Origin of the sequence: Alcaligenes sp. 13f, from assembly GCF_020496585.1 — a bacterium.
GTDB classification, from domain to species: Bacteria; Pseudomonadota; Gammaproteobacteria; order Burkholderiales; family Burkholderiaceae_B; genus Alcaligenes; species Alcaligenes phenolicus.
In genome coordinates, this window is sequence record NZ_JAHKKC010000055.1 from 1 (window position 1) to 1,357 (window position 1,357).

Consider the following 1,357-nt stretch of genomic DNA (forward strand, 5'->3'; position numbering starts at 1 on the left):
TGGAGTTGAACGACAAGATAGGCGTTAAGCGCCTGCTGACCGAGATTGATGCGGCGCTGGCTAAAGCGTCTGCATAAACCGTGCTCCCCGAGCCTGGGCGGCGCGGGTCTGAAGCAGCGCCTGATGGCATGACTGCGGACGACCCGCCCACCGCCCACCACACAAGGATGTGTCATGAGCTTTGCTGTTGCCGCTGCTAAGCCCAAGGTGTCTACAGAACGACCCGGCCAGTTGGAAGCCGATATCGAGATTCAGCAAGGGGACTGGCCAGTGATCAAGTCGAGCCATGTCCGCGAGATATTGCGCCTACCTGGCACCGTCACGAATGAGCGCCTGGTCGAATGTCTGACCAATGCGGTGTACGTGGTCAATGATCAGTTGTCGGCTTGGCGTTCAGCGAATCCACAAGCGCTGGACGAATGCCAGTCTGATCTGTATCGGCGGGCTGTGTACTTCTATGCCCAGGCTGAGCTGTATGAGCGTTACCTGGACGTGGATGCGTCGGCAAGTGCTCAGCGCCGCGCAGAGGACTACGACAGCATGGCTGATGATGCTCGCCGTGTGCATCGGTGGGCAGTGCGCGACTTTCTGGGCTTACCCCGTTTAGTAGTGGAGGCTTTGTGATTGTGTACGCGCACCAGGGAGACACGCTGGATGCGATTTGTTGGCGCTACCTGGGCCAGACCCAGGGCGTGGTGGAGCAGACGCTGCTGCTCAATCCCGGTTTGACGGAGCAGGGACCGATCCTGGAACACGGGACGGCTGTCACGTTGCCTGATAGGCCGGTGGCCCGCGTGAACACACTTAAAACGGTGAAGTTATGGGACTGAGTCTGAGAAAGATGGGCTGCCATCGCAGCTACCTGAGCCTGAATATGTCGGCTGATTGGCCGGTGCGGATTTTTTACGGTCTGGTGACGGCCTATCAAGGGTTGTATGGGCTGTTTGTCCCTGGTTCGGTGTTTTATCGCGCCATGCAGCTGCATGAGGCGGCTGTGTTGATCATTGGCGTGTTGCTGGCCGTGGGCTTACTACTAGTGATTGACGGAGTGCTGGCGATGTTTCGTTACTGCACACCGCTCAGTTGTGAACCGATCAAGCCCTTGATGCTGTTGTTTCACCGTTGGCGGCATCTGCTGTTTTTACCCCCTGTGTTTTGCTACTTCGCTACCTTGGTCGCGGTCAATCGTGATGTGGGAGCAGGGGTGGCTGTCGTCAATGGCTACTACCTGATGCTGGCTGCGGCTGGCGTGGCCTTCTGCCTGCGTGATGGCATTGTGAGTCAGACGGCAATGCGGGGTGGCCATGAGTAAGGCGCTGCGCGATGCACTGGTCGTGCTGGCCTGTTACTCCATCCA

The 1,357-nt window shown here is 58.1% G+C and carries 3 protein-coding genes; all 3 read left to right on the forward strand.

Annotated features, from left to right (window positions below; translation table 11 throughout):
- Nucleotides 1-174: 174 nt before the first annotated feature.
- From KOE80_RS20080 to KOE80_RS20090, 3 genes are read left to right on the forward strand one after another with little or no spacing between them, the layout of a single operon-like run.
- Nucleotides 175-624 (forward strand): head completion/stabilization protein, encoded by a 450-nt coding sequence (locus KOE80_RS20080; protein ID WP_226349837.1) that lies wholly within the window; start codon nucleotides 175-177, stop codon nucleotides 622-624.
- Nucleotides 621-830 carry a tail protein X gene (locus KOE80_RS20085; RefSeq protein WP_115634172.1) on the forward strand — a complete coding sequence of 70 codons (210 nt, stop codon included), beginning with the start codon at nucleotides 621-623 and terminating at the stop codon, nucleotides 828-830. The genes KOE80_RS20080 and KOE80_RS20085 overlap by 4 nt, the downstream gene beginning before the upstream one ends.
- The gene (locus KOE80_RS20090) at nucleotides 821-1,312 is read left to right on the forward strand and encodes a hypothetical protein (RefSeq protein WP_226349838.1); all 492 of its coding nucleotides are present in this window, start codon (nucleotides 821-823) and stop codon (nucleotides 1,310-1,312) included. Before KOE80_RS20085 ends, KOE80_RS20090 begins: the two co-directional genes overlap by 10 nt.
- Nucleotides 1,313-1,357: the final 45 nt, after the last annotated feature.